Raw genomic sequence first — 24700 nt, 5'->3', positions numbered from 1 at the left:
CCTGCTTAGCCTGCGTTAATTTCAGTACTACGAAGCGACTGTGCCAGCAGATCTAGGACGCCGTTGACATATTTATGACCGTCGGTACCACCAAAGGTTTTGGCAAGCTCTACAGCCTCGTTAATCGCCACCTTATAGGGTACAGACAGGTCGACAGCTAATTCATATGCGCCAATCAGTAGTGCAGCATGCTCGACTGGAGATAGTTCATTGCTAGGGCGATCTAATGCGGGTGTAATTAAACTATCAAGTTCATCCGCACGCTCAAGGACGCCTTCAAAGATGCCTTGAAAGAGATCGAGTTTGCAACGCTTAAATGCCGGGTCTTCAGCAAGTTGTTTGGCAATGAGGGATGCATTCGGCAGGCTGCCAGCACGACGCATTACCAGCCATTGATAAACCCCCTGAAGTGCGTATTCGCGTGCACGACGACGAGGTGTTAGCGCACGCTTTGGAGCCGCACTTTTGCTGGAGGTTTTTTCGGCACTTGGGGTGCTAGCGTTTTTGGTCATTAACTTCTTCTTCGAGATTACTGTGATGAGTTTGGCTGGATCTCAATATCAAGATCGGGAGTAAGTGCTAATGCTAAATTGGCCATCTCAACAACTGCGCGTGCGCAGTCGGCACCTTTGATTTGAACGCGAACATGAGCTTGCTCATCGGTATCGCAAGTCAGGACACCGTTGGCAATTGGCAGGCCAGTCTCAATCGAGATGCGGGTAATTCCAGAAGCTGATTCATTGGAAACTAATTCAAAGTGATAGGTCTCGCCCCGGATCACAGTACCAAGCGCAACCAATCCATCAAATTCACCGGTCTCTGCTAACTTCTGTAAAGCAAAAGGAATTTCCAATGCCCCGGGAACAGTGACTAGGCGAATATCTTCTTGGGCCACACCTAGTTTGATTAATTCTTGAATGCATGAATTGCTCAGTGCAACGCAATGCCCCTCATTAAAGCGGGCCTGCACAATCCCAATTCGAAAGTCTTGTCCCGTCAAGTCTGGGGCTAAAACGCTGACGCCAGAATTGCTCTGTAAGTTGTTAGCATGGTCACTCATGATGAATTTCTTCCGGACTTAATATGTTTACTGGGCTGGGTTGAAGGGTGAATAAGCGGTAACTTCTAATTTATAACCCGATAGGCTTGGTGTAGGCGCAGGATTGGCTAATAAGCGCATTTTGCCAACGCCAAGGTCCTTCAGGATCTGGGCGCCAATGCCATAGCTGCGAAAGTCAGTTTTACGGACCAACGGTTTTTCTGAGTGCTGTTCAATGCTGTTGAGTTTTTGAAATTGCGCTAACCAATCTGCATCACCAGGCGCTGCAATGCCAGCAGCATTTAGAAGTACCGCAACACCGGCTGGAGCTTTAGCAATCTCTTGCAGGGCTTGTGCGAGCGGCCAAGAGTGAGTGCTACTTTTGGCTTCTAGAAAGTCTAGAGCGGTCAGGGGCTCATGCACCCGAACCAGCGTTTCTTGATTCTCGGAGGGCTTACCCTTTACCAGCGCAATATGAATGCAAGAGCTAGGGGTGTCTCGATAGATGATGCCTTGAAAATTACCCCAAGGTGTGGCAAATGCTCTTTCGCCCTCACGAACTACGATGCTTTCGTGTTGGCTACGATATTGAATCAGATCAGCAATACTGCCGATTTTTAATTGATGCTCTTTTGCGAAATCTAGCAAGTCTGGCAAGCGTGCCATCGTACCGTCATCTTTCATGATTTCGCAAATGACTGATGTCGGGGAGCAGCCAGCCAGTGCAGCCAAATCACAACCTGCTTCAGTATGACCGGAACGAATCAGTACACCGCCGGGTTGAGCCATCAATGGAAAAATGTGGCCAGGCTGCACCAAGTCAGCTGGTTTTGCGTTCGCTGCCACTGCCACTGCAATCGTATGGGAGCGGTCTGCTGCAGAAATGCCGGTAGTAACACCGCTAGCCGCTTCAATAGAAACGGTGAAGTTTGTTCCCATAGAGGTGCCGTTATCACGCACCATGAGGGGCAAATTAAGCTGCTGGCAACGTTCCCGTGTCAGCGTCAGGCAAATTAAGCCACGACCATATTTAGCCATGAAATTGATAGCCTCAGGACTGACGTGATCAGCCGCAATGACAAGGTCACCTTCATTTTCACGATCTTCTTCATCAACCAGAATAACCATCCTGCCGGCGCGAAGTTCGGCAACAATATCCTGGGTGGGGGCAAGTTTATTTGACATAGCCTCCTATTTTAAGCCGATGAGCCTTTTGTAGGTGTCTATTGGCGCAATATGCGGTTCTTCTGATGCTTGAGGTCTCTGGATGGTATATGAAGCTTACTCGCTTACTGGGAAGATGTGGGATGCCCCATCGAACCCTTACCAGTGCGTCTGGCTTTGTTTTACTTGAGGCTTTGGTAGCCATGAGTTTGGTAGCGGGTCTTGGGATCACTGCTTGCGAGGTTTACCAAAGCTTGCTCCTTCGCTATGGCAAGAATCAAGCCCTGCGCAGAGATCTCGCCTTAAAAGCGGATCAATATGAAATTCAAACTTTAGGCAAAGGGGGTGTTGGTGAACTTACTCGAATGTCTCGTGGGAATGGCGCTTTGCCTCATACTCATCGGCCCATTACTAAAGGTCAGCAGCGAAATGCTCGTAAAGCAGGTTCAACTTGAGCAATTTCAACTGGCTAGTGCCGAAGCTGATCGCGGGCTTGAATTAATTGGTCGAGCTATTCGAATGGCGGGTTATCGAAATGTGAAAACAATCGATTCAAAAAGTTCCAAAATTACCAAACTAGAAGCCTTAGAAATTCAAAAGGGTATTGGACTCAATCAATCTGATGCATTGTTCATTAAGCATGAAATATCAAACGGGATAGATTTTGATTGCATTGGGAATGCTTTAGGCAAGGAGCGAACAAAAAATAACTTAGCGCATCAGGGGTTTTTACTTGAACGTCAAGCTGGGCTGACCAAGGGGGGGAGAATTCATGGAGGCTCTTTAATGTGCCAATCCTTGGACCGAGAGGGACGCCTGCAAAATACAACGCTGATGAATGGCGTACATTCCTTAATGATTAAAGAGTTAGACCCAGGCGTCAAGTCGATGACGCCTACAGCAAACTCTCAAAAATTATTTAAAGTTAGCATCCAAATGGATACGGGTAAGTCCATTTCAGAGTTCACCCGAATTTATGCCAGTCGAAATCTCCATTGATTATTGCCTGGGTTGTCTCTTTATTGCTGCTCATGGCATCGCTGGTGGGTTATCTTCAAAAGCTTACGTCTCTTGAGTTGATTGCCACTCAGACAATGACATCAAGCCAAGTAGAGTTGGTCGCTGCAGAAGAGGTGCTGTTGACGTGTGAGAACAATATATCCAGCATCTCGACATTACCATCTAATGCCTGTGTATTCCAGTCTATCGGCCAGCAGCTTTGGAAAATTTCAACGACTGGTAATGTAACCATCGAGTCGGTTGTTTATTTGGATCAAGCTTCAGGAATTCCGACGCGTCTGAGCTGGCGGCAGGTGTTTGTAGAATGATCACCAAAGAAAGTGGTGCTAGTTTGCTGGAGTTGATGGCTGTGATTTTTATTGTGGCGATATTGGCAACGATCACCATGCCGGCTCTGCAGCATCAGATGGCTAGCAGGGAAATAGAAACACTCGCGCGACGATTCATTGCCCATGCCCATTTTGCGCGTCATCAGGCGTTATATTTAGGGCAAGTAGTGAGTATTGCTCCACGCTTCCAGAACGACTGGAATACTGGTTGGGAGATCAAAAGTGTTTGCAGTAAAAAGCCCTGTATTGAGAAGGTTTGGGTGGTGCATGACAGTATTTCCCCAATGTTCATTAAGAAAGGTGGAAAACAATTTAGTGGACCCAACTCTAACCAGCGAGCAATCTTATTTAACGCTGCAGGAGCAGCAAAAACCCAGCAAGGCGGTTTTGTGGCAAATCGTTTGATTTTGGGGCATCTAAAGGATCCGGATCTAGAGCGCCATTTAATCCTTGGGAGTGGCGGTCGCTGGCGAATCTGTGATCCATATCGGGATGCTAAATCTTGCCGGTAAGTCATGATTTAACAAAGAAGGCCAGCAATCGGTTTTAATACTGGTATGTATACCGCTTTAGACCATGAATTCATGAGCCAGGCTTTAGCCGAGGCCGCTCAGGCACTTTATTTATCTAACCCTAATCCCCGTGTAGGTTGTGTGGTGGTGAAAGATGGAAAAGTCATTGGGCGTGGCCACACCCAGAAGGTTGGTGGCGCTCACGCCGAAGTACAGGCTTTAGCAAATACTGCCGAGAATGGTTTTAATCCTGAGGGTTCCACAATCTACGTAACCTTGGAGCCTTGTAGTCATACCGGGCGGACGCCGCCTTGCGTGAATGCGCTGATTGCTGCCAAACCGGCATTGGTCATTGTTGCTATGTTCGATCCCAACCCATTGGTGGCTGGGAAAGGTTTGGAGCTATTAAAGGCCGCTGGTATCGATGTGCGCTGCGGTCTTTTGCAGGCCGAAGCCGCAGCTCTAAATGCTGGGTTTATTTCTAGAATGACAAGAGGGCTGCCTTGGGTGCGCCTGAAAATTGCAGCCAGTTTAGATGGTAAAACTGCTTTACCTAATGGTACGAGTCAGTGGATTACTGGACCTGCTGCACGTGCAGATGGCCATCATTGGCGTGCACAAGCATGCGCCATTCTCACCGGGGTTGGTACCGTTAAGGAAGACAACCCCAGTCTGAATGTGCGCGATGTTGAAACTAAGCGACAACCATGGCGCATCATTGTCGATTCAAAGTTAGAAACGCCTGTAGATTCCAAGGTTTTTGAAAACCTTCATCAGTCTGGCGTGATTCTGGTTTGCGGAAAGCTCGACACTGTAGAAAAAGAGCAAACTGCCCAAGCATTTAGAGCGCGAGGTATTGAAGTGCTCGCCTTGCCTAATGCAAACGGTAAGGTTGATTTACCAAAATTATTTTCGTATCTTGCCCAAGAGCATGAAATAAATGAAATTCATGTGGAAGCAGGATTTAAATTAAATGGATCTTTGCTGCGTGAAAATTGTGTAGATGAGTTGTTGTTGTATTACGCCCCCTTCTTAATGGGTGAGGGTATCGGCATGGCTAATGCCTCGCCATTAACTGCGCTTATGCAAAGACAGGATTGGAAAATTCTGGATCAGGCAATGGTTGGACCAGATATGCGCTTGCGCTTGGCTAAACCGGCAAACCAGCTTAAGGAATAAAATCCCACTATGTTTACTGGAATCATTACTGCTATTGGTAAGATTAAGAGTGCAACTCCTGCAGGCGATGGCTTGCATTTGCAAATTGAAGTCCCTGCCAATTATTTGGATGACGTTGCTCTTGGTGACAGTATTGCGATTCAGGGCGCTTGTATGACGGCAACCAAAATTGAGGGCAATACCTTTCGGTTGGATATCTCACGAGAGTCGCTCAATAAAACAGTTGGCTTAGATGCTGTTGGCCCCGTGAACCTTGAGAAAGCAATGCGCTTAAATGATCGCCTTGGTGGTCACTTGGTAAGTGGGCACGTGGATGGTATGGGTAAAGTCACAGACTTTGCGGCTGTAGCCCAAGATGCCTATGGTTCTTGGCTTCTCAGGATTGAAGCACCAAAGGAACTCGCCTCATTTCTGGCTTACAAGGGCTCCATTGTCGTCAATGGTGTTTCGTTGACTGTAAACAAGACTGAAGATCTGCCCAATGCTTGCATCGTTGATATCAATATCATCCCGCACACCTTGCAAAACACCACCTTGGGTAATTTAAAGCAAGGTGATCTAGTCAATCTTGAGGTTGATTTAATTGCTCGCTATGTGGCTAGGATAATGAGTCAGGCATAAATCTCTTGGTCTACAGGTAGCTTTCTTACAAATAACCTTGCTCAATAGATAGCTTTTTAACCCTTCTTGCAGTAGTCCCATTTTGGGACTACAATGAGGCAATGCGGGTAATTGCTAAAAAATACTTGGTGCAGTTTTGGTTGCTTCATCGAGATGCAGAACAGCCACTAAGGGCATGGTATGACGAGGTAATCAGCACTAAATGGTCTTCACCTCAAGAAATCAAAAATCAATATAGAAATGCAAGTTTTATCAGTAACAATAGGGTAGTTTTTAATATAAAGGGAAATGATTACCGCTTAATTGTTGCGGTTGCTTATCGTCTCGGGGTGTTCTACATAAAATTTATTGGAACCCATACTGAGTACGATAACGTTAATGCAAAGACGGTAGAAATGGGGGGTACATGAAAGAATTAAAGCCTATACGTAACGATAACGAATATGAAGCTGCGCTCGCAGAGGCATCCTATTTTATCGATCATGAGCCCGCTCCTAAAAGCAAAAAAGCAGATCGCTTCGAAGTATTACTAATGTTGATAGAGTCTTATGAAGCTAAGCATTATCCAATCGATCTTCCGGATCCGATTGAGGCAATTAAGTTTAGGATGGATCAAGCTGGTTTGAGGCCCAAAGATTTACAGCCCATGATCGGTGGGTTAAATCGAGTTTATGAAATCTTGAATCGAAAGCGTCCGTTAACCTTAAAAATGATTTGGAAGTTGCATTCAATGCTCGGCATACCAGCTGAAAGCCTCATTCAGCAGCCAGATGAACTTCACATAGCTTGATTGTTTAAGTCTAGTTTCGATATCTAGTTGGATCGACCACGCCAGCAGCTTTAAAGCCCGCTTGCCTTAGGCGACACGATTCACATTCACCGCAAGCTTCACCTAAGTCATTTGCTTGATAGCAAGAGACAGTCTGTGAGTAATCCACACTAAGGGTTGCACCAAGTTCAATAATCTCTGACTTACTCATGCCGATAATTGGAGCATGAACCCGAAAGCGATTTTCATTGTTAATAGCTTCTACACCCGCCTTTGTGGCTAGGTTGGCCATTCTTTCAAATGACTCCACATATTCAGGGCGACAGTCTGGATAGCCTGAGTAATCGACTGCGTTGGCGCCGTAAAAAATATCTAAGCCGCCAAGAGATTCCGCCCAACCCAAAGCAAGTGATAACAAGATGGTATTGCGAGCTGGCACATATGTGACTGGGATTTCTTTATCTTTGCCGGGTGTTGTTGGTATTGCGATAGATGCATCTGTTAGAGCTGAGCCACCAAAGCGAGTCAAGTCTAAGTTCACAATCTCGTGGCGCACTACACCCATCTTTTTGCCGATATGTTTAGCGGCGGCCAGCTCTGAAGAGTGCCGTTGACCATAACCAACAGAAAGTACATAGGGGGCGTAGCCAAGATCCTTGGCGAGGGCCAAAATAGTTGTGGAGTCTAGGCCACCAGAAAAAAGAATCACAGCCGGCGCATTGGGTTTGCGCGGTGCGATATTCTCAAACGCAGCGGTCAATCTAGACATGTGAATTACTTTGTGCCTGGCAATAGCTGCTGAGCATCTTTTGCGGCTTCTGTATCTGGATATTTGGCGATGATCTCGCTAAAAGTCTTTTTGGCTGCCACTTTATTGCCACTTTCTAATTGAGAATTTCCAAGCGTTACCATGGCTGCAGGAATGCGCATATGGTTGGGAAATTTCTTAATCAGCAGTTGCAGTTGGTTAATGGCGCCAACATAATTTTTGTTTGCATATTTAGAGTTGGCGCCCCAGTAGAGTGCCAATGGTAAATAAGGGCTTTGCGAATATTTGCTGGCAAAAGCAGTGAAGCTTTCATCTGCCTTCTTAAGATTACCGGCTTGGAAGGCTTTTAAGGCTTCGTCGTATGCTTTTTTCTCACCCGGTTGGACTGTGCCGCTAAGTCCTTCGATGGTGATGGTACGTGGCTCAAAATTACCTAAGCGTGTATCAAGATCTTGGTAGTAAGTCTTTTGGCTATTATTGATATCCTCGCCTTGTTTTTCAAGGGACTCGACTTTGCCACGTAATTCAGCATTGTCTGCTTTGAGTTTTTCAATTTGATTCTGTAGCTCTAATTGCGTCGTTGCTAAAGACTTGCGCAAATCTAAAATGGCCTTACGTGCATCATCGTCAGCAAAGAGTGCCCAAGCGTTATTTGGGGCTATTAAGCAAATGATGGTGGCACTTAAACAAAACGCTCCAGAGAGCGTTTGTTTAATAGATGGTTGAAGCGCCTTCATTTAGTTTGTGATGTAAACAATATCTGCACGACGATTCTCGGCCCAAGCCGCTTCGTTATCGCCTTCTGCTTTTGGTTTTTCTTTGCCAAAACTTACAGCTTCCATTTGATCATCAGAAACGCCCATCAAGTTTAATGACTTGCGCACGGAATCTGAACGACGTTGACCCAGTGCCAAGTTGTACTCGGCTGTACCACGCTCATCAGTATTGCCTTGAATAATGACTTTTTGAGTTTTATGAGCTTTTAGGTAGCTAGCATGGGCAGACAAAGTACTTTGGTACTTGGTCTGAACGGTATATTCATCAAAGCCAAAGTAAACACTACGTTGGTAAAGGGGGCTTTGTGGATCATTCCATGGTTGCGAACCAAAGTTACCGCTTCCACTGTTGGCGCTGTCACCATTTACATCATCAAGTTTGACGCTAGAACAGGCCGCCAAAAGCAATGCAGTTGCTCCCAAAAGTGCAAGTGTGGCTGCACGGCGCGCGATAGAGATCTTCATATATTTTCCTTTTCCTACAAACTGGGTAAGCAAATAAGCTAATAGGTGATATTATGCCCCCAAGATCATGAAAAGTGGCTATCGAGCCTAACTCTCAGAGGGGTTCAGATATTTAGTCCATAAAAGGACCCCAGGATGGCTGACGAACATCAGACCCCGGGATGCTGAGTACCTGCTTGGAGTTGCCATCAACCGATACCGCTGCGAGCACGCGTTTACCGCCAACCTTGGTTGAATAAAGTACATAACGACCATTGGCCGCAAAAGAGGGTGATTCATCACTAGAGCTGTCAGTCAGAGCCTGTGAATCACCGGTCGCTAGATTGAGGATATAGAGTCTAAATGCGCCACCAATATTGGCAACGTAAGCCAAGTATTTCCCGTCTGGCGCAATCCGCGGTGAAGTGACAAAGCCTTGCTTGTAGGTGATCCGTTTGGCGCCTTCCACTTGTTCACCGTCAGCGCTCATGCGATAGATTTGAGGATTGCCCCCACGATCACTTGTGAAATAGATATAGCGACCATCTGGAGAAAACTGGGGTTCAGTATCAATTGTGCTGCCGCGGGTTAGGCGGTGCAGTCCTGTGCCATCAGCGTTAATACCGTAGATTTGGGTATTACCATCGCGGGATAGGGAGATGGCTAGCTTTTTGCCATCGGGCGACCATGCTGGTGCGCTGTTATTGCCTTTTTGATTAGACAGGGCAATACGACGACCCGTAGCCAGTTCATGCACATAGATGACTGGTTTTCGATCTTCAAAAGAAACATAGGCCACTTTCTTGCCATCGGGCGACCATGATGGAGAGATGATGGGTTCAGAACTATTCATCGCATTGCGAATATTTTGACCATCCGCATCAGAAATAACTAAGCGATAGCGCTTACCTTCTTTAATGACATAAGACAGTCTGGTCGAGAAGACGCCACGCTCGCCCAGTAACTTCAGAATAATGTCATCAGCAATTTTATGGGCTACTGTGCGTAAGTTATCTGCAGTGGCATTGAGATTCAAGCCACCGAGACTTTCACTTTTACGAATATCAAATAATTTGTAATGAATCTCAAACTGTGTGCCACCAGATGACACTACCGAGCCCACTACTAGGGCATCAGCACCACGAGCAGCCCAAGATTTGTAGTTCGGCGCGCCTTCATCACTTTCGCTCGCATTACCATTTTCAGTATTTTTAAAATAACCACTGCGCGCTAAATCTTGGCGAATAATTTCAGTAACACTGGTGGGCAGTTTGTTCTCATCCTTAAAGCGCATGACGGCGATGGGATACAAGGACTGACCAACGCCTGTGATCTCAATATTCATTTGAGCTAATACCGAGCCTGCAAAGCCAAGCAGCCCAATACAGCTCAATGCTAATAGCTTGCGTGATAAGAATATTTTGGCAAATTGCAACATGCTTTAGTCCCTGGGTTTAAAGGTCAGCTTAACTTCGCGTTGTGGAATTTTGCCATTGTCATCCTTTGGCAAGCTTTCAGCGCGAGTCAGTGCCAGTAGTACTGCGCGATCCCAGCCTGCGTTGCCGCTTGAAGCCAAAATGCTAGTGCTCAAAATCGCGCCATCGGGTGCTAAATCCACTTTGACCACTGTAGCTGGATTGCCGCTAACGGATTCAGGATTGAAGACGATGAGTGGCTTAACTTTCTTCACTACCTTATCGGTCCAGCCAGGAGGGGCGTTACCACCGCCACCAACCCCGTTACCAGGGGTACCACCGCTACCTCCTTCAGCACCGGCCGCAGCACGCAGGCGCGCTAACTGGTCTGCACGCACTTTCTCGGCTGCGGCATTTGCTTTGGTTTCTGCTGGAGAGGGAGCGGGGACTTTAGCAGGTTCGAGCTTTTTAGGGGGCTCTACTTTCTTTGGGGTTTCTTTGGTTGGAGCAACTTTCACGGGTGGGGTAGGTTTGGGTACTTCTTTTGCCACTTCCTTTTTAGGCGACTCTTTCTCGACTTTCTTTTTCTTAGCAGCAATATCAGCCGCTTCTTCTTTTACTTCAGATTTAAGCTCTGGCTCTTTTGGCGCTGTTACTTGTTGGCTTGCATCCCATAATTCCACTTCAACCCCTGAAGGGGTGCTGGTATGCCAGCTAATGCCAATCATCAAAAATGCGAGCAAACCGAGGTGTGCCAAAAGCGAATAAGTAAAAGCGCGTTTATTGCTTGCTTTGTGTTTTCGAGTATTTCGCAAGAAGGGCGTATGCCGGAGTTGCGCGCTGGTCATGAATTAGAAATAAATGCTTTGTGATTTATGTTTTGTTAGCACAGTGCTTATTGGCTCTTCACCGCAAGACCAACTCGCTTAACGCCATTCTCTTTTAGCTTGGACATCACTTCCATCACTACTTCATATTTAATGGATTTATCAGCGGCAAGTACAACGGGTTGATCGGCAGATTTTTCTGCTTGTGTACGAGCAAAAGCCCCCAACTCAAATTTGTTTAAAGTTTGCATGGGCTCACCGTCTTTACGCACAATGACATTTTCATTGGCATCGATAGTCAAAAAGACAGGCGGCAAAGCTTGTACTTTTGCACCGCCAACTGTTGGTAGATTGACTACGCCTGGATTGACCATGGGGGCAGTCACCATAAAAATCACTAGCAATACCAACATCACATCAATGTAAGGAACCACATTGATATCAGACATCACCCGACGTTTGCGTGAGCCCCTAAGAGATGAAGAAGAGCCGGCCATGCTTATTTACCCGTGCCTTGGCGCTGCAAGATATTGGTGAATTCTTCGATGAAAGTTTCAAAACGAATCGAGAGGCGATCGACATCAGTGGCGTTACGGTTATAGGCGACAACTGCAGGGATCGCTGCAAACAGACCAATCGCAGTTGCTACAAGCGCTTCAGCAATGCCCGGGGCAACCGCTGACAAAGTCGCATTCTGGACATTGGCTAAGCCACGGAAGGCGTGCATGATGCCCCAGACCGTGCCAAAGAGGCCGATATATGGAGAGACTGAGCCGACTGAGGCCAAGAAGGGGAGGTTGGCCTCTAGGATGTCCATTTCGCGCTGGTAAGTGGCCTTCATGGCGCGGCGAGCGGCATCGATTTCACGTAACTTCATGAATTCCTGCATGCCTGCTTCAAAAATATGCTCTAGAACAGCGCTGCTACTCTTATTGCGTAAGGATGCCTCGAGTAAAACGTTCAGATCCCCGCCGGACCAAAAATCACGCTCGAAGCGCTCGGTATCATTGCGAACGCCTCGAAGAACCGCCCCTTTTTTGAAAATAATGGTCCAAGAGGCAATAGACATGCCCAGTAATAACAACATTACCAACTGTACTAATAGGCTGGCATTAAGGACTAGGGACAGGAATGAGAGGTCTTGAGTAGGGTTCATGGGGGATTTTGTATGATGTAGGTTGATTTTACTTAAGCAATCCAACTTTTTCAGGATTATCACCATGTTTGACCGTCAAAATACTTTAGCCAAAACCGACCCTGCGCTCTGGGCAGTGATTCAGAATGAAAATAAGCGCCAAGAAGACCATATTGAGCTGATTGCTTCTGAAAACTACACCTCCCCGGCAGTAATGGAGGCCCAAGGCTCCCAGTTGACCAATAAGTATGCCGAAGGCTATCCAGGCAAACGTTATTACGGCGGCTGTGAGTTTGTTGACGTGGCTGAGCAATTGGCGATTGATCGCGTTAAAGCCCTGTTTGGTGCCGAAGCGGCAAACGTTCAGCCCCATTGTGGGGCCTCTGCAAACCAAGCGGTTTTCTTGGCATTCCTAAAACCGGGCGATACCTTCATGGGAATGAGTCTGGCCGAAGGTGGTCACTTGACCCACGGTATGGCATTGAATATGAGCGGTAAGTGGTTCAACCCTATTGCTTATGGTTTAGATAAAAACGAAGCAATTGATTATGAGCAAATGGAGCGCTTGGCTCGTGAGCAAAAACCAAAACTCATTATTGCGGGCGCATCCGCTTACTCATTAAAGATCGATTTTGAACGTATCGGTAAATTAGCCAAAGAAGTTGGCGCGATTTTTATGGTGGATATGGCTCACTATGCAGGCCTCGTGGCTGCAGGTGTTTATCCAAACCCAGTGCCTCACGCTGATATCGTTACTTCTACTACTCATAAGAGCCTCCGCGGTCCACGCGGCGGCATTATCTTGATGAAGGCTGAGCATGAGAAGGCAATTAATTCTGCAGTGTTTCCAGGCTTGCAAGGCGGCCCACTAATGCATGTGATTGCCGCTAAGGCAGTTGCATTCAAGGAAGCGCAAGAACCTAGTTTTAAGGATTACCAAAAGCAAGTAGTAGCTAATGCTAAAGCCTTGGCAGAGACTTTAATTGAGCGTGGATTACGCATTGTTTCGGGCGGTACTGACTCGCACGTCATGTTGGTAGATTTGCGCGCTAAGAAAATGACCGGTAAAGAAGCGGAGCGAGTATTGGGCGAAGCGCATATTACTTGCAACAAGAATGGCATTCCAAATGATCCTGAGAAGCCAATGGTTACTAGTGGTATTCGTTTAGGTTCACCAGCAATGACAACCCGCGGCTTTAAAGAGGCTGAGGCACGTCAGGTTGGGCACTTCATTGCGGATGTGTTGGACAACCCAAATGATGCGGACAACATTGCCAAGGTGCGCGCACAAGTTTCTGAGCTTACTAAACGCTTCCCGGTTTACGGCTAAATCAATTTCTAAAAAAGAAAGCAAACATTGCGCTGCCCATTCTGTCATAACGACGATACCCAGGTCTTAGATACTCGGGTATCAGATGAAGGTGATACGATTCGCCGCCGCCGCCGTTGCGCCAGCTGCGATAAGCGGTTTACGACATACGAGCATGCAGAATTGGCTTTGCCGGCAATTGTTAAAAAGAATGGCAGTCGTGTTGAGTACAGCCATGAGAAGCTAGCGAGCTCGCTCAAGTTGGCATTGCGTAAGCGTCCCGTTTCCGCGGCTTCGGTAGATGAAGCGATCGCGCGTATTGAAGAAAAGCTTCTGAGTCTTGGCGAAAAAGAAATTGCGAGTGAGCGGATTGGTGAATTGGTAATGCGTGAACTCAAGCGCTTAGATAAGGTAGCTTACATACGCTTTGCTTCTGTCTATCGAAGTTTTGAAGATATTGAATCGTTTGAGAGCGCCCTAAAAGAGTTGAAGTAGGTGCAAATCTCCGCCCTAAAAGCATTACTTTTGATGTTTCTGAGCTTGTGCAGCGCACATCATTTTGATGACGCCATCTACATCCGTGGGTTTAGACCAACCCAAGGATTTAATGGCTTTTTCAGGATTGCCAATGCTGGAGACTATTTCATTTGGTCTGAAAAAGCTGGGCTCAATCTCAACGTATTTTTGCCAATCTAAATCAAAATACTCAAATGCTTTGGCTACAAAGTACTTGAGAGATTCTTGTCTACCGGTAGCAATAACAAAATCATCTGGCTTATCCAATTGCATCATGAGCCACATTGCTTGAACATACTCTGGCGCCCAACCCCAGTCACGGGAAATCTCTAAATTACCTAATTGCAATTTGCTTAATTGACCTGCTTTAATTTTCGCGGCACCCGCAATAATTTTTTGAGTAACAAATCGCTCTGGCCGCAATGGGGATTCATGATTAAACAAAATGCCCGTGCAGGCATAAAGACCGTAAGACTCGCGATAACTATTAATCAGCCATTTAGCGGTAGATTTGGCAACGGCATAAGGGCTCCGTGGCGCAAAAGGGGTATGTTCGTTTGCTGGTATGTTGCCGGTGTCACCAAAGCATTCGCTTGAGCCAGCGTTATAAAAGCGAATTGACTTATTTTGTAAGCGAATGACCTCAAGGATATTGAGTGTGCCAATAGCGATGCTTTCAATTGCCTCTACGGGCTGATCGAAGGAGAGGCCAACTGAAGTTTGCCCAGCAAGATTGTAAATTTCGTCAGGATCAAAAGACTGAATCGCATTAAAGACGCTGCGAAAGTCATTAATCGATACTGAAACCAGCTTAACCTTATCGCGAATGCCTAGAGTTTGAAGATTGGCAAAGGAGGATGCCATCACATCACGCGATGATCCGGTTACTTCATACCCTTTATCGAGGAGGTATTTTGCTAAGTAAGCACCATCTTGACCAGTGATGCCAATAATTAATGCTTTTTTTGCCGCCAATTTATTTTAAGACCACGAAGATGGAGGTAGTAATGTCTTCAACACTGCCTGTTCCATTGACCTTGCGATAAGCTGGAGCTTTCACTTTATCAGCAGGACTGCTTTGAGTAGCCCAACTTGAATAGTATTCAACTAAGGGACGAGTTTGATCGTTGTAAACCTGCAAACGCTTGCGTACAGTCTCTTCTTTGTCATCGTCGCGCTGAATCAAATCTTCACCAGTCACATCATCTTTGCCCGCAACTTTTGGTGGATTAAATTTAACGTGATAGGTGCGGCCTGAGGCGGGGTGAACACGACGACCACTCATGCGATCGATGATAGCGTCAAATGGCACATCAATTTCTAAAACATAATCAATTGGAACGCTAGCATCTTTCATGGCTTGCGCTTGAGGAATCGTTCTTGGGAAGCCATCAAACAAATAGCCTTTACTGCAATCTGGCTGAGTGAGGCGATCTTTAACTAAACCAATAATGATGTCGTCCGATACTAGGCCACCAGCATCCATAATTTTTTTTGCGGCTATGCCAAGCTCTGTACCTGCTTTAACTGCAGCACGTAGCATGTCGCCAGTTGAGATTTGTGGAATCCCAAATTTTTCGCAAATGAACTGGGCTTGTGTGCCTTTGCCAGCACCTGGTGCACCGAGCAGAATTAACCGCATTGTTTTCCCCTTAGAAGACTTTTTATTGTCCTGTATTTTTACAGCCTGGCCGTGGACATACTCCTAGGATTATCCCCGAGAACCAAAACAGATCTTAAACGGCTTTCTAAGCCCGCCAGCTTGAACGAATCCGCTCTAGGTCTTCCTGGGTATCAACGCCTGCAGGAGGAGCCTCTGAGGCCACATGGACCTGAATACGATAGCCATTCCACAGGGCACGCAGTTGCTCTAAGGATTCAGCTTGTTCTGGGGGTGCTGGTTCTAGGCGGGTATAAGCTTGCAAAAAATCTGCTCGGTAGGCATAAATGCCAAGATGCCTTAAGTGTTTGATGGACGCCTCAGGGCTCAGATCTCTAACAAAAGGGATTGTGGCTCTTGAGAAATACATTGCCTGGCCAGTGCGATTCAGGACCACTTTTACGACATTTTGGTTGCTGAGCTCGGCCTTATCTGTAATTCTGACAGCAGCAGTGGAGATGGCGCATGAGGGATGGTCTGCCAAAGCCTGTGCCACTTGATTAATCAGTTCTGGTGGGATTAAGGGCTCATCACCTTGGACATTCACTACTAAGGCGTTATCTGGAAGTTTCAGCTGTTGGGCAATTTCTGCAATACGATCAGTACCAGTGGCGTGGTCGTCACGAGTTAATAAGCATTCAATGCGATGTTCATCGCATGCCGCCTGAATCTCGGGTGAATCCGTTGCGACAACGACACTTTGCGCTGCTGACTGCATGGCGCGTTCTGCAACGCGCACCACCATCGGCTTGCCATGGATGTCAGCCAATGGCTTGCGAGGCAGCCGAGTAGATCCCAGGCGTGCAGGAATAACAACAAGAAAAGCAGGGGGGTTGGATACGCTGCTCATAGGGGTAGTTTAGGTAAGTTCGTCAGCTTCAAGGCTGCGCGCTTCGTCTACCAGCATGACCGGAATATCATTGCGAATAGGATAAGCCAGCCGATCTGCTTTGCAAATGAGCTCTTGTTTAGTGGCATCCAAATGCACTGGACTCTTGCATAAGGGGCAAACCAAAATTTCGAGTAAGCGCTTATCCATATTGGGTTCTTGTCTTTTTATAAGGTGTATTGATTTGGATCTGGTCTTTGCAATATCGATTGCATCCATTCAGAGAGGGAATCAGGGATATTGACCGACATCGGTACAACCCAAATACGCTCATCAGTAATTCCAGAACATTTTACGGCATCCTTTTCAGTAATGAAGATGCATGGTGCATTGATGCTATTAAAAAACTCGGCCGTAAAGGTGCTGTGATCGGGTAGCGGAAAGCACTTGGCTATAACACCGTGATTTTGCAAGTCGCTAAAGAAGCGCTGGGGATTGCCAAGCGCTGCAACGGCGGCAATCTTCTTGGGTAAATATTGCTCGGCAAAGCTTTCGAGCGCTTGTTGATTGTCTGGATAATTGAGTTGATATGCCAAACCTAATTGTGGTTTGAGGTTAAAGGCGCGTCGCCCTTGAAAGTATTCGTCAACCTGCACTAATTTTGGTGATTGCTTGGATGTCATGAGAGTGGCATCGCGATCGCGTGTTGCCGATTCGCGCAATGGTCCAGCGGGTAATAAAAAACGATTCCCTTCACCGCGCTCATCGCGGACAACAAACTCGATATCTCTTCCACCTTCTCTTGCAGGCCAGCGCGAGAGCCCAGTGTGTTGTAGGCCATCATCACTGATGATCACATTGACTTCCGGGTGTCGTGCCAAGAGGGCTGCAATAGTTTGTTGGCGCTTTGGATAAACCCAGATTGGAAAATGATTTTGGGTGCGCTTGGCAATCAGAACTGGCTCATCCCCAACCATGCTCGGATCAGATGCGCTAGTGACGTGCGCAGGCGAGCGACTTGCTTGATTACCTTTAACGCCATAGCCGCGAGAAATAATTCCAGGTTTCCATCCTAATGCGGCTAACTTTTCTGCTAAGGCAATCACAATCGGTGTTTTGCCTGTGCCACCAACCCGAATATTGCCAACAATGATGACTGGTACTGCGGTTGGTTTTGGATCGAAGATGTGTAGATCGGTCATCAGTTTGCGCAAACGCAATATCAAGCCATAGGCCCAAGATAGGGGCCACAACAATAGGCTGGTTGGCCCACGCCGCTCCCAAAATGTTGGCGCTTTGCGAAAGTGATTTTTAAAAGACATGATCACATTACTTTTTGGATTGACTGCTAAAAACAATATTCGAGAGATTGGCATCGCGTGCTGCCTCTAGGGCGCTCATGACGGCTTGGTGTGGGGCGCGGGCATCAGCATCAATATTGACTTGAATGCTTGGCGCATTATCTTTACTGATGTTGTTTTGAGTTAGTTGATTGAGTGAGTTGCTGAGTTGGCTACGATCAGTCACTTTTCCGTTTACAGCAAAACGTCCATCGCGACTGACTGCAATATGAATTTGCTTTACTTCATTCTGACTCTCTACTCCGCTAGCGGTAGGTAAAGTGATAGCCAATTCTTGATAGCGCGTGAAGGTGGTGGAGATCATTAAAAAAATGAGCACCACTAAGAGAACATCGATAAATGGAATGAGATTAATTTCAGGCTCTATATGAGCATCGGTCGCAATTGTGGCACCTAGCGAAAATCTACCTCGCCTAGCTTGGTGAGTGTTAAGCCAACTCATGAGTTATTTGGATAGAGTTTCTTAAAAATCTGTCTGGTGAATTCTTCACATTCACGTTGGCGTTGATTTGCCATTGCGCGTAATCCACGCCATGCGGCTAATGCTGGAATTGCAATGAGCAAGCCAAAAGCGGTGTTGTACAACGCTACTGAAATACCATGCGCAAGTTGTTGTGGGCTCCCAGCATTGCCAGTAATTGCGCCTTGACTGCCGAAGATTTCAATCATGCCCACTACTGTCCCAAAAAGGCCTAGCAGGGGCGCGACCGTAGCAATTGTCGCTAAGGTGCCAAGGTAGCGATCTAGCTTTAAGAAAGTGCCTTGAGCTACCGCCTGAATTTCTTCCAATGCTGCATCGGCATTATTTCCAGCAGACTTCTCTAGTAATGCGCAGGCCAATAAAGGTGCCGCTGGGGAGCTTTGGGCTAACTGAGCTACTTCTACATTGGTGATCGATTTTTGCGTAGTGAGTTGATTTGCAAGACTAAAAGCAGATTCCAAAGTAGTTTTAGGCAGAATATTGATTTGGCGGAGATACCAGGCACGCTCAATAGCAATTGCTAGGCCCAAGATCGAGATAATGAGGAGGGGCCAAATAGGCCAGCCGGCAGACAGTAAGATGGAGTACATAAGCTCAGTACTTTAGCTGAATTGAGAAGTGGTTTTAGGAAAGCAGGCCTGTGGATAACTCTGTGCAAAACTTTTTTCGAAAAGTGCTGTAAGTCCTTGATTGATCGTGAGGGCGGCAGAAATTCGTAGGATCAGCTTGTTATAAGTATTAAAATATCTTTATATAAATCAATGATATAGGGCTTAGCTGTTGGATTTATGAGACGCTTTGGGTCAGCAAATACTTACTTAGAGTGGCTAACCCTAGAGCGAATGGGCTTCTGTGGATATTTATCTTCCTTGAACCCTTATAGCTGTGTAGCAAAAGAGAAAAAATGTCGGAAATATCAAGGGAAATTCTCAGTGTTGGCGATCTAAACCGCGCCATTGCAAGCTCTTTAGAGGAGCGCTTCGATACCGTTTGGGTGAGCGGGGAGATTTCCAATTTCAAGGCTTACGACAGCGGGCACTGGTACTTTTCCCTAAAAGATGAGGAAGGCCAGATCCGCTGCGTGATGTTCCGTGGCCGCAATGGCCAAGTCGGATTTATGCCCCAATCAGGTGATTTGGTTGAGGTAGCTGCAAATCTGGGTTTTTATGTTCCGAGAGGGGACATTCAGCTGACGGTGCAAAGCATGCGCCGAGCCGGTATGGGTGGCCTGTACGAAGCTTTTTTGAAGCTCAAGGCAAAGTTAGCCAAGGAAGGCCTATTCGATACAGAGCGTAAGCGTGAAATTCCTTCGCATCCTCGGGCGATTGGTATTGTCACTTCGCCACAAGCAGCTGCATTAAAAGATGTTCTGAGTACTCTTGCTAGAAGAGCGCCCCATATTCCGATTGTGATTTACCCAACCTTGGTTCAGGGTCCTGATGCTCCTGGTGGAATTATTTCTGCATTGCACGCTGCGGCGCAAGAGCTTATAGAGGGCAAGACTGAGGTCGATGTGATTTTGCTAGTCAGGGGCGGTGGCAGCATTGAAGATCTCTGGGCATTTAATGATGAAAAATTAGCCTATGCGATAGTGCAATCACCAATCCCAGTGGTAAGCGGCGTTGGTCATGAGACTGATGTGACTATCGCAGATTTTGTTGCTGACCTGCGGGCTCCAACGCCCACTGGTGCTGCAGAATTGGCAGCACCAAGACGAGATCAAATGCTGCAAGAGTTAGATGCGATTGCGCAGGCCTTGCTGCAGCGAGTCTCGCAAAGAGTAGAACGTGAAGCGCAAACTTTGGACCAATTAGCGCTGCGACTGAGTCATGCGCTGCCCAATCCCGAGCGGATGCGTGAGCAAATTGGCAATTGGCAACAACGCTTAAATCAAGCATGGATAGTAAGGATAGAGAGTTGGAAGCGTAGTCAAAACCACTATCAATCTCAGTTAGAGATGCTTAATCCTCAGCGCACCTTAGAGCGAGGTTACGCAGTAATTCTCACGCAAACTAAAGAAGCCGAAAAAGGCATGCTGCAGGCAGTACGCAATCCAAAGGAACTTAAAGCAAATGAGAGCTATCAAGTTCGTTTGGCTGAGGGTGAGATAAAGATTGAAGTATCAAAGGTAGGCCATTAATCAGGTAATCTCAACTGGGTTAATTGCCTAATTAGGCGCTCTCGAAGAATATGCCGGCAGGCACCTTGAAGCGCTTAGCTAAAGAATTAATTTGTCTCACATTCAGCTGGCGGGCACCAGATAATATTTGAGAAATAACACTCTGATTACCAACTTCTGGCAATTCGGATTGCTTAAGTTGGTGCTGCTCCATTAAATAAGCTAAGAGGGCCTGCGGTTTTGCGTCAGGCACTGGAAAGTGTTCATGTTCATAGGTGCGAATAAGTTCACTAGCAAGTTCGAATAAGTCCAAAAGTGGATGTCTTTTTGCCGGCCCAATAACATCTGAGAGCATGTCTGCTAATTGCACCATTTTTTTATATTGCTTGTCGCTACGAATTGGGCTGAGATCCACGGTCTTAGAAAGACTCTCCCAAGCCTTCTGCAAGTCATTAAGATTCATTTTTTCCATCCGTCTTTATCATATTGTTTGTGTGTCAAGACAGCCTTGATATAGCAAATCTGCCTCTCAAACTGAAGGTAGGCTACTAGACGATATTTATTTCCACAAATATTAAAAACATATAAATCACCAACTTTGTCAGCTGAACCAAACACTTGTTTGATATCTGAAAAACTTTTGAAACATCCGAATTCCATCAGTTTTTTCCACGACTGCAGTGCCTCAAATGAATCCTTATGAGAGGCGCCAAACTCAAGAAGGCGGCGATTGGTAATAACTCTCATTGACTTATTGTATTGCAAATTGCAATATTAGGGTAGCAAAAAGATGCCCCTGAAATTTGTATGGATTAACTAGCCCTAGAGAATATTCGGCTCAATTTGCAACTCAACGCCAAAGCGTTCTCTAACTTTTCCCTGAATGATGTTTGCAAGCTCCAGAATATCGTTTGCAGTTGCACCACCATGGTTGACGAGTACCAAGGCTTGTTTTTCATAAACACCAGCAGACCCTGAGCGATAGCCCTTTAATCCACACTGATCAATCAACCACCCTGCGGCTAGCTTGCGGGTGCCAGTGGCATCGGGATAAGAAACCAGATTGGGGTGCTGCGCCAACAGATTTTCATATTGAGCGATGTCAACGATAGGGTTTTGAAAAAAACTACCAGCGTTACCGATCACCTTGGGATCGGGCAGTTTGGCACTTCGTACTTTACATACAGCATGAAAAACCTCTAAAGCACTTACTAATGGATTATCAGAAAATTGCTTGGCTAGATCGGCATAAGTTAAGCGTGGCTTCCATGCCTTCGGAATTTTAAAAGCGACCTTTGTCACGATGTAGCGCTCAGGATTTTGCTTAAAGTAGCTATCGCGATAAGCGAAACAGCAATCCTCTTTGCTCAGAGTGACAAAGGCTTGATTTTTGCTATCGAAAGCTTCGATGGAATCTATGTACTCTGCTACATCTGCGCCATAAGCGCCAATATTCTGAATGGGGGCTGCGCCAACTGTGCCAGGTATGAGGGCTAAGTTTTCAAGACCGGGTAGGTTTTGCTCAAGTGTCCAAGCTACAAAATCATGCCAGTTTTCACCGGCGCCGACTTCAACTAAGGTGAATTGTCCATTGCTGTCGATGATTTCTTTTCCAGAAATACCCATTATCAGGGTGGTACCGGCAAGAAGGCTTGGGAGAACAACATTGCTGCCTCCGCCTAATACGCGCCAAACAACCCCTGCCTTCAGAATGCTCGCGATCAGCTCAGGCAACTGATCAGGTGAAGTGATTTCGTAAGCAAGGTCTGCGATTGCGGGCAGGCCGAATGTATTTTTATCCTCAAGAGATAAATTTGGGAGGGGTTGGGGGGCTGCAGGCGCATTTTTTGCACAGTTCATGCCACAATCTTATTCGTGTTCAGCAATCCGCTTCTAAAAAGTGCTTGCTGGCAAGGTTTCAGGGGTTTTTAAAGCAAAAAATTAAAGGATTTGATATGCCAACATTTGATGTAGTTTGCGAACCAGACATGAATGAGTTAAAGAATGCGATTGAGCAATCCAATAAAGAGATTACCAATCGATTTGACTTTAAGGGCTCTGATAGTCGCGTAGAGCAAAAAGATGAAGTCTTATTTTTATTTGGTGACGATGACTTTAAGTTAGATCAAGTACGCGATGTGCTCTTTGGCAAGATGGCCAAGCGTAATGTGGATGTACGTTATCTCAAGGATGAGAAAAAAGAGACTATCGGTAGTGATAAGCGCAAGCAAACGATGAAGATCCAAAAGGGCATCACTCAAGAGTTGGCTAAAAAAGTAGTGCGCATCATTAAAGATAGCAAGATTAAAGTGCAGGCGAGCATTCAGGGCGATGCTGTGCGCGTGACGGGTGCTAAGCGTGATGATTTGCAGGAAACTATGGCATTGCTCAAAAAAGAAGTGACAGAAGCGCCATTGGGCTTTAATAACTTCCGTGACTAAAGAAGGCTCTGTTGCAGGGCTAGCTAAAAAATCTAGTCCTGCGCTATTAGCCCCTGCCAGCCAGGAGGCCATTGAGCGTTTCTGTGACGCCTGTTGGTTAGAGGATGGTCTTGCTCAAAATAGTCTTGCAGCCTATCGCAGAGACCTGTTGCTCTTAGCGCAGTGGTTGTATCAAACAGCTCATTTGGATTTGTATGCCGTGGATGAAAAAGAGCTCACCGCCTATATTGCACATCGTCGAGCAGATAAAGCTACTACAGCGAATCGTCGCCTTACTGTATTTAAGCGGTTTTATCGCCATGCCCTGCGCAATAATCTTGTAAAGAGTGATCCTTGTATTGGCTTACGAGCTGCTAAACAAGCACTCCGTTTTCCCAAAACCTTGAGCGAGGATCAAGTCACCTCATTGTTAAATGCCCCTAAGATTGAAACTCCTTTAGGTTTGAGAGATCGCACTATGCTGGAATTGATGTATGCCAGTGGCTTACGTGTTTCCGAAATTGTTTCTTTAAAAACGGTTGCGCTTGGCTTAAATGAGGGGATTGTGCGAATTGTGAATGGCAAGGGCGGCAAAGAACGTTTAGTTCCCTTTGGTGGTGAAGCGGGCCAATGGTTGCGCAGATATCTGGCAGAAGCTAGAACGCCACTGCTAGAAGGTAAAACTTCAGATGCAGTTTTCATCGGGCGCCATACTGGTTCGGCGCTGACCCGTCAGGCATTTTGGGCGCTGATTAAGCGCTATGCTTTGCAGGCCGGTATTCCTGTGGCTCTATCACCTCATACCTTGCGTCATGCGTTTGCAACCCATTTACTCAACCATGGGGCTGATTTACGGGTGGTTCAGTTACTTTTGGGGCATGCAGATATCTCCACCACCCAAATCTACACCCATGTAGCTAGAGAGCGTCTGAAGTCGATTCATCAGCAACATCACCCCCGTGGCTCCTAAATTGACAGATGTGTTTAAGATAGCGGCATGGATATTCTTTTAATACTGCTTGCTTACCTGATTGGCTCCGTGTCCTTTGCGGTGGTAGTGAGCAAATGCATGCGCTTACCAGATCCGCACTCTTACGGCTCTGGTAACCCTGGCGCAACCAATGTTCTGAGAACGGGTAATAAGCGTGCCGCAGTACTGACATTACTAGGTGATGCTCTCAAGGGTTTTGTGGCAGTAGTTTTGGCTCGTATGATTTTGGGTGAAGAGTCTTTGAGCTCTAGTCTTAATTCTTGGATTTTGTGTGGTGTAGTGATCGCCGTTTTTCTAGGACACTTATTTCCACTCTTTCATGGCTTTAAAGGTGGCAAAGGCGTTGCTACTGCCTGCGGTATTTTGTTCGGTATTAATTGGGTTTTGGGATTAGCAACCCTTGCTACCTGGATCATTGTTGCGAAGTTCATGCGCTACTCTTCTTTAGCAGCAATTGCTGCTGCAGTATTTGGTCCAATCTATTTTGTCTTTCTATTTGGCTTTCATCCTATGGCTCTCGCGTTGCTCATCATCTGTGCATTATTAATTTGGCGCCATCGTAGCAATATTCATAATTTGATGAATGGTACGGAGTCCAGAATTGGCTCTAAGAGTGCAAAGTCATGACCATTGCATTTGCCTGTGTTTTATTCATGGGTCTGCTGCCTTATGTCGCCGCAGGGATTGCTAAAAAAGGTTTCGAGGGCTATGACAATGGTCAGCCTCGCATATGGCTTGCAAAGCAAACTGGTTTTCGGGCGCGCGCTAATGCGGCGCAAGCCAATCTGTTTGAGTCTTTGCCATTCTTTTTTGCAGCCGTCATCATTGCATCAGTGATGCATGCTCCGCAAGCTCGGATAGATCTTCTGGCTCTGGGATTTGTAATCGCGCGCATTGCTTACTTGATTTGCTATATCGCGAACTGGCCAACTACCCGCTCTATCGTATGGTTATGTGGCATAGCTTGTGTAGTAGCGATTTTCTTTCAGATATAGATTTATCCCTACAGTTTATT

Annotated in this window: 35 protein-coding genes; 15 read left to right on the top strand and 20 right to left on the bottom strand. The window is 46.4% G+C overall.

Annotated features, from left to right (window positions below):
• Window positions 1–5: 5 nt before the first annotated feature.
• From nusB to ribBA, 3 genes are read right to left on the bottom strand one after another with little or no spacing between them, the layout of a single operon-like run.
• Window positions 6–512 (bottom strand): transcription antitermination factor NusB, encoded by a 507-nt coding sequence (gene nusB, locus ICN46_RS02325; RefSeq protein ID WP_216204128.1) that lies wholly within the window; start codon window positions 510–512, stop codon window positions 6–8.
• Window positions 513–529: 17 nt separating this feature from the next.
• On the bottom strand, window positions 530–1060 hold the full coding sequence (ribH, locus tag ICN46_RS02320) for a 6,7-dimethyl-8-ribityllumazine synthase (RefSeq protein ID WP_216204125.1): 531 nt from the start codon (window positions 1058–1060) through the stop codon (window positions 530–532).
• 27 nt (window positions 1061–1087) lie between these two features.
• Window positions 1088–2224: a bifunctional 3,4-dihydroxy-2-butanone-4-phosphate synthase/GTP cyclohydrolase II gene (ribBA, locus tag ICN46_RS02315; RefSeq protein ID WP_216204123.1), complete on the bottom strand. Its 1137-nt coding sequence runs from the start codon at window positions 2222–2224 to the stop codon at window positions 1088–1090.
• 89 nt (window positions 2225–2313) lie between these two features.
• Here ribBA and ICN46_RS02310 point away from each other — a divergent pair, with 89 nt between their 5' ends.
• The 8 genes from ICN46_RS02310 (at window position 2314) to ICN46_RS02275 (ending at window position 6654) form a co-directional block, all read left to right on the top strand.
• Window positions 2314–2658, top strand: coding sequence for a type IV pilus modification PilV family protein (locus tag ICN46_RS02310; protein WP_216204122.1), 345 nt, complete (start codon window positions 2314–2316; stop codon window positions 2656–2658).
• Complete coding sequence (locus tag ICN46_RS02305) at window positions 2633–3202, top strand: hypothetical protein (protein ID WP_216204120.1); 570 nt, start codon at window positions 2633–2635, stop codon at window positions 3200–3202. The genes ICN46_RS02310 and ICN46_RS02305 overlap by 26 nt, the downstream gene beginning before the upstream one ends.
• On the top strand, window positions 3199–3531 hold the full coding sequence (locus ICN46_RS02300) for a hypothetical protein (protein WP_216204118.1): 333 nt from the start codon (window positions 3199–3201) through the stop codon (window positions 3529–3531). The genes ICN46_RS02305 and ICN46_RS02300 overlap by 4 nt, the downstream gene beginning before the upstream one ends.
• Entirely contained in the window at window positions 3528–4064 is a 537-nt protein-coding gene (locus ICN46_RS02295; protein WP_255538701.1) for a GspH/FimT family pseudopilin, read from the top strand. The genes ICN46_RS02300 and ICN46_RS02295 overlap by 4 nt, the downstream gene beginning before the upstream one ends.
• Before the next feature lie 45 nt (window positions 4065–4109).
• Window positions 4110–5243: a bifunctional diaminohydroxyphosphoribosylaminopyrimidine deaminase/5-amino-6-(5-phosphoribosylamino)uracil reductase RibD gene (gene ribD / locus ICN46_RS02290; RefSeq protein WP_216204116.1), complete on the top strand. Its 1134-nt coding sequence runs from the start codon at window positions 4110–4112 to the stop codon at window positions 5241–5243.
• Between the two features lie 9 nt (window positions 5244–5252).
• The gene (locus ICN46_RS02285; protein ID WP_216204115.1) at window positions 5253–5864 is read left to right on the top strand and encodes a riboflavin synthase; all 612 of its coding nucleotides are present in this window, start codon (window positions 5253–5255) and stop codon (window positions 5862–5864) included.
• A 101-nt stretch (window positions 5865–5965) separates the two neighbouring features.
• On the top strand, window positions 5966–6274 hold the full coding sequence (locus ICN46_RS02280) for a type II toxin-antitoxin system HigB family toxin (protein ID WP_216204113.1): 309 nt from the start codon (window positions 5966–5968) through the stop codon (window positions 6272–6274).
• Complete coding sequence (locus ICN46_RS02275; RefSeq protein WP_216204111.1) at window positions 6271–6654, top strand: helix-turn-helix domain-containing protein; 384 nt, start codon at window positions 6271–6273, stop codon at window positions 6652–6654. The genes ICN46_RS02280 and ICN46_RS02275 overlap by 4 nt, the downstream gene beginning before the upstream one ends.
• Window positions 6655–6664: 10 nt before the next feature.
• Here ICN46_RS02275 and queC read toward each other — a convergent pair whose 3' ends face one another.
• From queC to tolQ, 7 genes are all read right to left on the bottom strand, one after another.
• Window positions 6665–7402, bottom strand: a complete 738-nt coding sequence (queC, locus tag ICN46_RS02270) for a 7-cyano-7-deazaguanine synthase QueC (protein WP_216204109.1) — start codon at window positions 7400–7402, stop codon at window positions 6665–6667.
• A 5-nt stretch (window positions 7403–7407) separates the two neighbouring features.
• On the bottom strand, window positions 7408–8139 hold the full coding sequence (gene ybgF, locus ICN46_RS02265; protein ID WP_216204107.1) for a tol-pal system protein YbgF: 732 nt from the start codon (window positions 8137–8139) through the stop codon (window positions 7408–7410).
• A complete protein-coding gene (gene pal, locus ICN46_RS02260) occupies window positions 8140–8643 on the bottom strand; it encodes a peptidoglycan-associated lipoprotein Pal (protein WP_216204105.1) in 504 nt (167 codons plus the stop codon).
• Between the two features lie 112 nt (window positions 8644–8755).
• Window positions 8756–10060, bottom strand: a complete 1305-nt coding sequence (gene tolB, locus ICN46_RS02255) for a Tol-Pal system beta propeller repeat protein TolB (RefSeq protein ID WP_216204103.1) — start codon at window positions 10058–10060, stop codon at window positions 8756–8758.
• A 3-nt stretch (window positions 10061–10063) separates the two neighbouring features.
• Window positions 10064–10885, bottom strand: coding sequence for an energy transducer TonB (locus ICN46_RS02250; RefSeq protein ID WP_216204101.1), 822 nt, complete (start codon window positions 10883–10885; stop codon window positions 10064–10066).
• A gap of 47 nt (window positions 10886–10932) precedes the next feature.
• The gene (locus ICN46_RS02245) at window positions 10933–11361 is read right to left on the bottom strand and encodes an ExbD/TolR family protein (RefSeq protein ID WP_216204098.1); all 429 of its coding nucleotides are present in this window, start codon (window positions 11359–11361) and stop codon (window positions 10933–10935) included.
• A 2-nt stretch (window positions 11362–11363) separates the two neighbouring features.
• Window positions 11364–12020 (bottom strand): protein TolQ, encoded by a 657-nt coding sequence (gene tolQ / locus ICN46_RS02240; protein ID WP_216204096.1) that lies wholly within the window; start codon window positions 12018–12020, stop codon window positions 11364–11366.
• 64 nt (window positions 12021–12084) lie between these two features.
• Here tolQ and glyA point away from each other — a divergent pair, with 64 nt between their 5' ends.
• A complete protein-coding gene (gene glyA / locus ICN46_RS02235) occupies window positions 12085–13329 on the top strand; it encodes a serine hydroxymethyltransferase (protein ID WP_216204094.1) in 1245 nt (414 codons plus the stop codon).
• 27 nt (window positions 13330–13356) lie between these two features.
• Window positions 13357–13803 carry a transcriptional regulator NrdR gene (nrdR, locus tag ICN46_RS02230; RefSeq protein WP_216204092.1) on the top strand — a complete coding sequence of 149 codons (447 nt, stop codon included), beginning with the start codon at window positions 13357–13359 and terminating at the stop codon, window positions 13801–13803.
• A 24-nt stretch (window positions 13804–13827) separates the two neighbouring features.
• Here the strand turns inward: nrdR and ICN46_RS02225 are convergent, their stop codons facing one another.
• From ICN46_RS02225 to ICN46_RS02195, 7 genes are all read right to left on the bottom strand, one after another.
• The gene (locus ICN46_RS02225; protein ID WP_216204090.1) at window positions 13828–14799 is read right to left on the bottom strand and encodes a GDP-mannose 4,6-dehydratase; all 972 of its coding nucleotides are present in this window, start codon (window positions 14797–14799) and stop codon (window positions 13828–13830) included.
• A 1-nt stretch (window position 14800) separates the two neighbouring features.
• Window positions 14801–15466, bottom strand: coding sequence for an adenylate kinase (gene adk, locus ICN46_RS02220; RefSeq protein WP_216204088.1), 666 nt, complete (start codon window positions 15464–15466; stop codon window positions 14801–14803).
• Window positions 15467–15572: 106 nt separating this feature from the next.
• Window positions 15573–16334 carry a 3-deoxy-manno-octulosonate cytidylyltransferase gene (gene kdsB / locus ICN46_RS02215; protein WP_216204086.1) on the bottom strand — a complete coding sequence of 254 codons (762 nt, stop codon included), beginning with the start codon at window positions 16332–16334 and terminating at the stop codon, window positions 15573–15575.
• A gap of 9 nt (window positions 16335–16343) precedes the next feature.
• A complete protein-coding gene (locus tag ICN46_RS02210) occupies window positions 16344–16523 on the bottom strand; it encodes a Trm112 family protein (RefSeq protein WP_216204084.1) in 180 nt (59 codons plus the stop codon).
• A gap of 17 nt (window positions 16524–16540) precedes the next feature.
• On the bottom strand, window positions 16541–17635 hold the full coding sequence (gene lpxK, locus ICN46_RS02205; protein WP_216204082.1) for a tetraacyldisaccharide 4'-kinase: 1095 nt from the start codon (window positions 17633–17635) through the stop codon (window positions 16541–16543).
• A 7-nt stretch (window positions 17636–17642) separates the two neighbouring features.
• The gene (locus tag ICN46_RS02200; RefSeq protein ID WP_216204080.1) at window positions 17643–18116 is read right to left on the bottom strand and encodes an ExbD/TolR family protein; all 474 of its coding nucleotides are present in this window, start codon (window positions 18114–18116) and stop codon (window positions 17643–17645) included.
• Window positions 18113–18745, bottom strand: a complete 633-nt coding sequence (locus tag ICN46_RS02195; protein ID WP_216204078.1) for a MotA/TolQ/ExbB proton channel family protein — start codon at window positions 18743–18745, stop codon at window positions 18113–18115. Before ICN46_RS02195 ends, ICN46_RS02200 begins: the two co-directional genes overlap by 4 nt.
• A gap of 314 nt (window positions 18746–19059) precedes the next feature.
• On the opposite strand from ICN46_RS02195, the gene xseA reads away from it, so the two are divergent.
• Window positions 19060–20295 (top strand): exodeoxyribonuclease VII large subunit, encoded by a 1236-nt coding sequence (gene xseA, locus ICN46_RS02190; protein WP_216204077.1) that lies wholly within the window; start codon window positions 19060–19062, stop codon window positions 20293–20295.
• Window positions 20296–20326: 31 nt separating this feature from the next.
• Here the strand turns inward: xseA and ICN46_RS02185 are convergent, their stop codons facing one another.
• The 3 genes from ICN46_RS02185 to murB all read right to left on the bottom strand — a co-directional run bounded on the left by ICN46_RS02185 (window position 20327) and on the right by murB (window position 22134).
• Entirely contained in the window at window positions 20327–20737 is a 411-nt protein-coding gene (locus ICN46_RS02185; protein WP_216204074.1) for a helix-turn-helix domain-containing protein, read from the bottom strand.
• Window positions 20734–21021 (bottom strand): type II toxin-antitoxin system HigB family toxin, encoded by a 288-nt coding sequence (locus ICN46_RS02180; RefSeq protein WP_216204073.1) that lies wholly within the window; start codon window positions 21019–21021, stop codon window positions 20734–20736. The genes ICN46_RS02185 and ICN46_RS02180 overlap by 4 nt, the downstream gene beginning before the upstream one ends.
• A 75-nt stretch (window positions 21022–21096) precedes the next feature.
• Entirely contained in the window at window positions 21097–22134 is a 1038-nt protein-coding gene (murB, locus tag ICN46_RS02175) for a UDP-N-acetylmuramate dehydrogenase (protein ID WP_216204070.1), read from the bottom strand.
• A gap of 95 nt (window positions 22135–22229) precedes the next feature.
• On the opposite strand from murB, the gene ICN46_RS02170 reads away from it, so the two are divergent.
• The 4 genes from ICN46_RS02170 to ICN46_RS02155 are packed head-to-tail and all read left to right on the top strand — an operon-like array spanning window position 22230 to window position 24680.
• Complete coding sequence (locus tag ICN46_RS02170; RefSeq protein WP_216204068.1) at window positions 22230–22715, top strand: YajQ family cyclic di-GMP-binding protein; 486 nt, start codon at window positions 22230–22232, stop codon at window positions 22713–22715.
• On the top strand, window positions 22708–23664 hold the full coding sequence (xerD, locus tag ICN46_RS02165) for a site-specific tyrosine recombinase XerD (RefSeq protein ID WP_216204066.1): 957 nt from the start codon (window positions 22708–22710) through the stop codon (window positions 23662–23664). Before ICN46_RS02170 ends, xerD begins: the two co-directional genes overlap by 8 nt.
• 27 nt (window positions 23665–23691) lie before the next feature.
• A complete protein-coding gene (gene plsY, locus ICN46_RS02160) occupies window positions 23692–24312 on the top strand; it encodes a glycerol-3-phosphate 1-O-acyltransferase PlsY (RefSeq protein WP_216204064.1) in 621 nt (206 codons plus the stop codon).
• Complete coding sequence (locus ICN46_RS02155; RefSeq protein ID WP_216204062.1) at window positions 24309–24680, top strand: MAPEG family protein; 372 nt, start codon at window positions 24309–24311, stop codon at window positions 24678–24680. Before plsY ends, ICN46_RS02155 begins: the two co-directional genes overlap by 4 nt.
• Window positions 24681–24700: the final 20 nt, after the last annotated feature.

It is taken from the genome of Polynucleobacter sp. Latsch14-2, from assembly GCF_018881925.1.
Classification (GTDB): domain Bacteria; phylum Pseudomonadota; class Gammaproteobacteria; order Burkholderiales; family Burkholderiaceae; genus Polynucleobacter.
Note: the sequence above shows the minus strand (reverse complement) of the source record. Positions and strands in the feature narration are given on the sequence as shown.